This is a genomic window from Rhodococcus sp. P3_B8, assembly GCF_056402775.1.
Genome location: NZ_JBFUGT010000677.1, coordinates 1 through 831 on the forward strand (window position 1 = coordinate 1; position 831 = coordinate 831).

The following is an 831-nucleotide window of genomic DNA, read 5'->3' on the forward strand; positions in this document are numbered from 1 at the left end:
CCGCAACGCATCGCCCACATCGGTGAACCGGCCGCCGACCTGCCCGGCGCGGGCGGCGTAGTCGTCGAGTGCCGATGCCACCGCGGCCGCGGTCGGCCCACGCCAGCCGGTGTCGACCGCGGCGCGGGTCGCGTCGTGGAACGCGGTGACCGACTCCTGGAATCGCCGTCCGAGGTCGTCCCAGGCCGCGGCGACCGCACCGGACTCGGCGGGCCTCAGCGCGTCGACCGCACTCCTGATGGCGCGGTGATCCCACTCGCCCGACCGAAAATTCTCCCCGCCACTCATCCCCGACCTCCGATGCTGGACACTCACGGTCCCGGAGTGGACCCCCCAATCCGGCGGGAAGCCACCTTACCGACTCCTGTGCAGGGCGTGTCGGCGCTCCCGATCTCGGACGGGCTGTGGTGGGCGTCAGCCGCGCGGTCTGGTGGTGACGGGCGGGATGGTGATCACCGGACGCGTCGTCGTCGTGATGGTGGTGACCGGCGGCAGGGTCGGCTCCGCGGGTGCCGCGGACGGCGGGGCCGCGATCCGGGGCACGGTCTGCTCGGTCGTCGTGACGACGGGAGGCCGGGTGACGGGTGTGGTGACCGGGGCGAGGCTGATCGTCGGGGGAGGCGGCGCGACCGTGGTCCGGACCGGCGGCGGAGGCGGGGCGGGGGTCGTCGAAGGCGCGGGCGGCGGCGCCGTGGTCACCGGCGCCGGTTCGGTGGTGAGCGTGACGGCCCGCGGGGTGGTGAGGTCGGCCATCTGCCAGGTGGGGGTCGGCGGGACGAACACCTGGAAGGTGGCCGGCGCGGCGCTGTAGGGTCCGGCGGCCTGCAGGCC

At 75.1% G+C, this 831-nt stretch carries 2 protein-coding genes; both read right to left on the minus strand.

Annotated elements, in window-relative coordinates:
• Positions 1-288: PPE domain-containing protein (locus tag AC1D1G_RS45690; protein ID WP_477956998.1), on the minus strand; the 288-nt coding region annotated here is incomplete at its 3' end.
• 126 nt (positions 289-414) lie between these two features.
• Positions 415-831, minus strand: a 417-nt coding sequence (locus tag AC1D1G_RS45695; protein ID WP_477956999.1) for a hypothetical protein, incomplete at its 5' end; no start/stop codon positions are given.